The following is a 6,220-nucleotide window of genomic DNA, read 5'->3' as shown; positions in this document are numbered from 1 at the left end:
ATTAGAATGCCCACCCGAGCTGCTGGCGCACATCTCGCCGCTCGGGTGGGCTCACATCCTTCTTACGGGGGAGTATCGATGGCCAAAACGATGACCCGTCGGGCTTAGCGTACTATTCCGCACTCTCCGGCATCAGACCCCATTTATAGGGATCTGATCCGGGGAGATTTCGAGACCTATATTGCGGAGGTGCAGGATTATTTCCGCTGCATCGATGAAGAGCGGGCCCGGGCATTCAGCGAGGCCCGCGAGGTCAGCGAGGACTATGGACGGTTCATTGACGCTATTGAGTAAAGTGTCGCGAGAGCAGCTTGAGCAGCCTGCGCTCGCTCGAGGAACCTGACCTGGAAATGACCCCAGCATCCATCGCCGGCATACTTTGCCGGGAGTTGCCGTCTGAGCGGTGCTTCGCGGAGGTAAGACCTGAAGTCTGCAGCGATGAAGTCTGACTGCGGCGGCGTTTGAGGCGATCGTGATGCATTTGAGCCTACCAAACCACTGCGTGGCTCAAGCCGTTGCCGTTAACCGATGCTTCCCGTCGCCCTACGATGAAATCTCCTTGCTATCGGTAGTGTTGTTTCGTATCGACACACTATTATAGAGGGAGTCGGCGTCATGAAGCAAATGATCCGAAGCGCTGCGACTGCCGCAGCCATAACCGTATCCGGCCTGCTCGGCACGGCAGCACCGGCCCAAGCTTACCCCGTCGACTGTGCGATCCTGTTGTGTCTTGCAGGTGGCTGGCCGGCCTCGGCGCCCTGCACCCATGCGCGGGCAGTGTTCATCCAGCGGATTACGCCTTGGCCGATCGAGCCGCCCTTGCAGATCTGGCGCTGTCCCATGGGGGCGTCGTTCAGTAGCCCTGCAGCCCCCTCGCCAAGGGAATGGCTCATCAACATCGCGTCTCAGGTTTCGCCGTCGATCAGTTTGCCTGACAGCTCACTTCCCCTCGTCCCGGTGCAGGCAGACGAACAGGCAAACGTCGACATTTCCGGCGATGCCTTTGACTTCGTCAGGAGCATCCGAGTTTACCATATCCAGTTTAGCCAGCGTAGAGATCGGGATGGCGACTGCATCCGCTCCGATGCGACACGCCTTGGCTCTTACGGGGTTCAAGGCGATTACCGTTGGTTGCGCTCGAGCGTCGCCCAGGTACCACCAGCTTCCGCCCTGCCCCGTCCGCTGCACTGCGCCTCGGTGAATTATCGCGCGGTCTTTGTCGACTGGCGTGATCATGCGGGAAACTACGGCTTCGAAGAGGTCCGCTACTGAACTTGCGCGGGCTAGTCTCGCCTAAGCCCGCGCTCCTGAACTTTTGCACTGAACCCCAAAACGAGAACGACGCCAGACTGTGAAGCCTGACGCCGCGCTAGAAAAACCACTGAACACGTTTTTTTTAGCGCAACGTCGAAACGTCTGCAACCAGCAAAGTTGTTTTGCTGGCAAGAATGTTTTTACCTCACGGCATGGCGTTGGTCCTCTCAGGAGAACCTGACCATGGAACCTACAACCGGACTGATCCTGCGCCGGATCACACAGACCAACCTTTCCGTTTCCGCTCACAAGCTGGCGACCTTTATCCTAGATGGGATTTCCTGGAAGGAAGGCTACAACGGCTTGCCCCGGGGAACGGCGGCATTCACTTTGTCGGCTCTTGCCGAGAAAGTCGGCGTCTCACGGCAATATCTGAGTGTCCTGCTGAACGAGCTTGAGACCTCAGAGCTCCAACTCGTCCGCCATAAGCCACATGGCAAGTATGCCCCTTGGCTTTTTCGCTTCTCGGCCCTCGATAGCGACGGGGAGCCTAGCTGCGTCATGTCAGGCGGCGGTGACACATCACTATATAAAGAAAATACTAACAAAACTATATTTTCGGGACAAATCAACATTGACGATAAATCGAATGTCTTCCGGACCTGTTGGGCCGAGCTGATCAAGGCTGCGAAGACCGCGCTACCCTGTTGGAACGTCGACACGCAGGTGATCTGGGAACGTTTCTTGGCCTTCAACCGAGCGCGCGGCAATGAAAATGTGCCGGCGGGCTTTTTGCTTGGCTTCATGCGCCGGTGGCGCAAGTCGCCCGGTGAAGTGCCCCGCCAGATAATTCCTGCTGTGCCTGAGAAACCGCTCGATCCTCGAGAGCAAGAACTGCTGGCCCAGATTGCAGCCGCTCCAAGCATCAATCGGCAGTTTCACGCTTCCGATCTTTGCCGCGCGATCGGGCAAGCCGCCTACGACGCTCGGGTTCTCGACGTCATCAAGCGCTTTGCCTGTCCAAAGTTCACCGCGACCCTCGCCGTGCACGGCCAAGCGGTGATGGCAGGGGAGATTTCGCGATGACATTGCTCATGGTGAGGCTTCCGAAAGTCTACATTGCCCGAAACAAGTGGTGACGCTTCGCCCAATCGCGCTCCAGCGCCACCCGCAGATTCGATGCGAACTCGACAAGATCCTCCCCCGTCAGAGCAGGAAAGCCTGCTAATTCATTCCTGCATCACCCGCGCGCTCGAACCAGATTTGACCATCCGCGTTAATCACAATTTTGACTGACTTTGGGTCTGTCAGAAGCCCTGCTGATGTGCTGTCAAACGCCTTGGGCCGTTCGACAATCACCGCTGTGACCGAAAGCCAGTCGCGGGTCCGTGCCCTCGACGACAGCGCGAATGTCAGCCGCAGATCAGAGGAACGACCACTGGTTTCGGCGAACGAGCTGCTGCGGTTTCCACTAGATGAGGTGATCATTCTCCCCGAGGGGCAGTATCCGATCCGGGCTCTGCACATCCGATATTATGCGGATCGGCATTTTGGGCCGATTGAATCGGCGCGTCAGGGGCTTGAGTTGCCTTATCCGGGTGAGCGCACCATCGACGAGAAACAGGCGCCGGTTCGTTTGTCGGATTTGGCGAAGGCTGACGGTGACAGCGCTCAAAGCATTTCCCTCAAGGCCGAAATTGCGGCTGCAGCAATCGTTGGGTTCTCTGAACTCAAAGCAAAGGCTGTGAGCGCAAGGCGCGTGCCTGCGAAGAAAATCTCCACGGTGGTTTCGGCCCACTAAATCCCGGGAAATAGTTGAAAATGCCACTACAAAAGGACTCCTGCCTAGGTTCGGTTCGGTGCGACGTGTCGTGCAGCGAAGTGAGCTCAAATTCGGGCTCTGATGATGGGTTGGGTAGCCCCTCCTGACGGCACTTATGTGCCATAGTGATCCAGACAGGATTAGGAGGATTTGGCTATGAAGGAAGTTTCGATCATCGGCGTTGACCTGGCCAAGCAGGTCTTTCAGTTGCATGGTGCGACGTCGGAAGGTGAAGCGTCCCTCAAAGCGCTTAAACCAAAGCAAACGATCGCGACTTCGCGCATGAACAGATTCACGCAGAAGGTCAAAGAACTCCAATCATAGCCATCGTGGTCGGTCTGAGGCAGAGCTTCGGGTTCATCTTGCAGAGCATCCCAAGTATGACCTTCATGCAAAGCGCAGCATATTGCCTCGGGCAACCTACCAATCCGATACCCTTCAGCCTGACGGTTTGGTCTGCATCAGCCCGAGGATTGCAAGGACTGCGGTGAAGGTAAGAAGTAAGCGCCCGGCGTGACTGCCCTGCCGTGTTTTAAGAGCGTGGGATAGTGTCCGCTTGGGATAGCGGACATTATGGGGTCTTCAATGGTGCGTCGGACGCGGCGGTTGTGGTCTGACGAAGAGAAGCGGTCGATCTGCCTGCAGACGACAGCGGCAGACGTTTCGGTCGCGCAGGTGACGCGCGTTTTGCGCCGGGCGAGGCGCAAGCCGCTGCGGATGCGCCCTGTTTCCTACCGGTCGATATTGAGGCGCACGTCCACCGCGAGGACGAGGTGCACACCAAAAGTGACGGTCAGATTGAGGTTGAGCTTGCCGGCAGGCACCGTCTGCGGATCAGCGGGTCTTATGATCCCGAAGCGTTGGCCCGGCTGATCCGTGGCCTGTCGGGATGATCCCGGTCCCGATGAACACGCAGGTCTGGTTGGCGGTCGGGGTGACCGATATGCGCAGGGGCTTTTCCGCACTTGCGGCCCAAGCCGAGCAGACGACGAAGCAAAACCCGTTCAGCGGCCACATGTTTGTCTTCCGCGGGCGGCAGGGCGATCTGATCAAGATCATCTGGTGGGATGGTCAAGGGGCCTGTCTGTTCTCGAAGCGGCTGGAGAAGGGGCGTTTCGTCTGGCCATCCGCGAAGGAAGGAAAGATCGCTCTGACCCCGGCTCAGTTGGCGATGCTGCTGGAAGGTATTGACTGGCGACTGCCGCAGCGCACATGGCGACCTTTATCAGCAGGATAAAATGAGAGATTTTGCGGTTTTGGATTCCCGTAACAGGCTTGTTTTGCTACACTTTCGCCATGCTGGATGTCACCAAATCGCTGCCGAAAGACCCTGCGGAACTGCGGGCGTTCACCGCACTTTTGCTGGCCGAAGTGAAGTCGCAGGCAGTGCTGATCGAGAAGCTGCGGCATCAATTGGCGGGGCATCGTGCCCATCGCTTTGGTGCTTCGTCCGAGACCGCCGAGCAGTTGCAATTGGCCTTGGAAATGAGCGAGATCGCCATTGCCGCACTGACAGCCAAGCTGCGCCTGCCGGAGGATACCCCCGCCGATAAGCCCAAGCGCAAGCCAATCCCGGACCATATTCCGCGCGTGGAGGTCGAATTGACCACCGGCGATACAGCCTGCGCTCAGTGCGGCGGCAAGTTGCGCCGGTTGGGCGAGGATGTAACCGAGGAACTGGAATACCTGCCCGGAAGGTTCATCGTGAACCGCATCGTGCGCCCAAGGATGGCTTGCTCAGGCTGCGATTGCTTCACCCAGGCACCGCTGCCGACCCGCCCGATCGAGCGCGGCAGGCCGGGACCGGGACTGCTGGCCCATGTGTTGGTCAACAAATACGCCGATCATCTTCCGCTTTACCGCCAAAGCCAGATCTTCGAGCGCGACGGCCGTGATCTGGACCGCTCCACACTGGCCGATTGGGTGGGCAAATCCACCGCCCTGCTGTCGCCGCTGGCCGATGCCATCGGGCGGCATGTGCTGGCGGGTCAGGCGATCTTCGTTGACGACACTCCGGTCGCGATGCTGGCACCGGGCACCGGCAAGACCCAAACCGCACGGCTTTGGGCTTACGGTCGGGATGAACGTCCCTGGGGCAGCGCGGTTCCACCCGCCAGCTGATATCGCTTCACCTGCGACCGCAAAGGCGAGCACCCGAAGGATCAGCTCGCCAAATACAAGGGTTGGATGCATGCCGATGGCTATGCCGGGTTCGAAGACCTGTATCGATCCGGTGATATCCGCGAAGTCGCCTGCATGGCCCATGTCAGACGGAAGTTCGTCGATGTGCACAAGGCGCAAGGCTCGGCCATCGCAGACGAGGCCATCATGCGGATCGCCGAGCTTTATGCTGTCGAAAAGGTCGCCCGGGCTTGCCGCCCGATCAGCGGGTCGAGATCAGGCAGGCCGAGGCGAGGCCGGTCTTCAACACTCTGGACGCTTGGCTGAGTGCCCAACTGCCTGACATATCTGGCAAAAGCCCCCTCGCCGTAGCGATCCGCTATGCCCTCACCCGAATGGCCCGGATGCGCCCCTACCTCGATCACGGCATCCTGGAACTGGACAACAACACCGCCGAGAGGGCGATGTGGGCCGTCGCTTTGGGCCGCAAGAACTACCTCTTCATCGGATCGCAAACCGGCGGCAAATCCGCGGCAATCGGCTACACCCTGATCGAAACCGCAAAGCTCAACGGCGTCGATCCACAAGCATGGCTCGCCGACACTCTGGCCCACATTGCCGACCACAAAATCAATAGGATCGACGAACTCCTGCCATGGAATGCCCGATAACTGCGGTCAGGCCGGACGGTTACGGTAAGAAGGCCGAACGCGAAACATCAGAGGTAAAGCCTATGGTATTGCTCGGAGAGGATTGCTTCGGCATCGCGTGTCAAAAGATAGCCGGTGATCGGTTGGGAGAGCGCCGCAGTCACGGTGAAGATGGGTTCTGCTAGAACGACGATCCCGGCGACACCTGCGATCTGCCCGGTTCGGTGTCGCTGACTGCAAGCCGCACTAAACGGCGAGGGCCAATTGGCGGAGGGAACGCGACTGGGGGCGAACCTTCTCCTGATTTTCTTATACAATTACAATGGGTTATCCGTTAAAAAACTTTCAATATTACGTTTTTCTCGATTGGAGC

Annotated in this window: 6 protein-coding genes and 1 pseudogene; 6 read left to right on the top strand and 1 reads right to left on the bottom strand. The window is 58.4% G+C overall.

Annotation, left to right across the window (positions count from 1 at the left end):
• Positions 1-615: 615 nt before the first annotated feature.
• The 6 genes and pseudogenes from Q7V03_RS02055 (at position 616) to Q7V03_RS02030 (ending at position 5,868) form a co-directional block, all read left to right on the top strand.
• Positions 616-1,272, top strand: a complete 657-nt coding sequence (locus tag Q7V03_RS02055; protein ID WP_304923944.1) for a hypothetical protein — start codon at positions 616-618, stop codon at positions 1,270-1,272.
• 225 nt (positions 1,273-1,497) lie between these two features.
• Positions 1,498-2,340: a hypothetical protein gene (locus Q7V03_RS02050; protein WP_304923943.1), complete on the top strand. Its 843-nt coding sequence runs from the start codon at positions 1,498-1,500 to the stop codon at positions 2,338-2,340.
• A 238-nt stretch (positions 2,341-2,578) separates the two neighbouring features.
• Positions 2,579-3,055 (top strand): type IV secretory system conjugative DNA transfer family protein, encoded by a 477-nt coding sequence (locus Q7V03_RS02045; protein WP_304923942.1) that lies wholly within the window; start codon positions 2,579-2,581, stop codon positions 3,053-3,055.
• A gap of 177 nt (positions 3,056-3,232) precedes the next feature.
• Positions 3,233-3,400, top strand: coding sequence for a hypothetical protein (locus Q7V03_RS02040; RefSeq protein WP_304923941.1), 168 nt, complete (start codon positions 3,233-3,235; stop codon positions 3,398-3,400).
• Between the two features lie 565 nt (positions 3,401-3,965).
• Positions 3,966-4,313 (top strand): IS66 family insertion sequence element accessory protein TnpB, encoded by a 348-nt coding sequence (gene tnpB / locus Q7V03_RS02035; protein WP_304923940.1) that lies wholly within the window; start codon positions 3,966-3,968, stop codon positions 4,311-4,313.
• A gap of 59 nt (positions 4,314-4,372) precedes the next feature.
• Positions 4,373-5,868: pseudogene (locus Q7V03_RS02030) on the top strand (IS66 family transposase).
• A gap of 47 nt (positions 5,869-5,915) precedes the next feature.
• Here Q7V03_RS02030 and Q7V03_RS02020 read toward each other — a convergent pair.
• Positions 5,916-6,164, bottom strand: a complete 249-nt coding sequence (locus tag Q7V03_RS02020) for a DUF2269 family protein (protein WP_304923938.1) — start codon at positions 6,162-6,164, stop codon at positions 5,916-5,918.
• Between the last annotated feature and the right edge of the window lie 56 nt (positions 6,165-6,220).

Origin of the sequence: Cypionkella sp. (assembly GCF_030652235.1) — a bacterium.
Lineage (GTDB): Bacteria > Pseudomonadota > Alphaproteobacteria > Rhodobacterales > Rhodobacteraceae > Cypionkella.
This window is presented reverse-complemented; position numbering and strand designations above follow the sequence as displayed.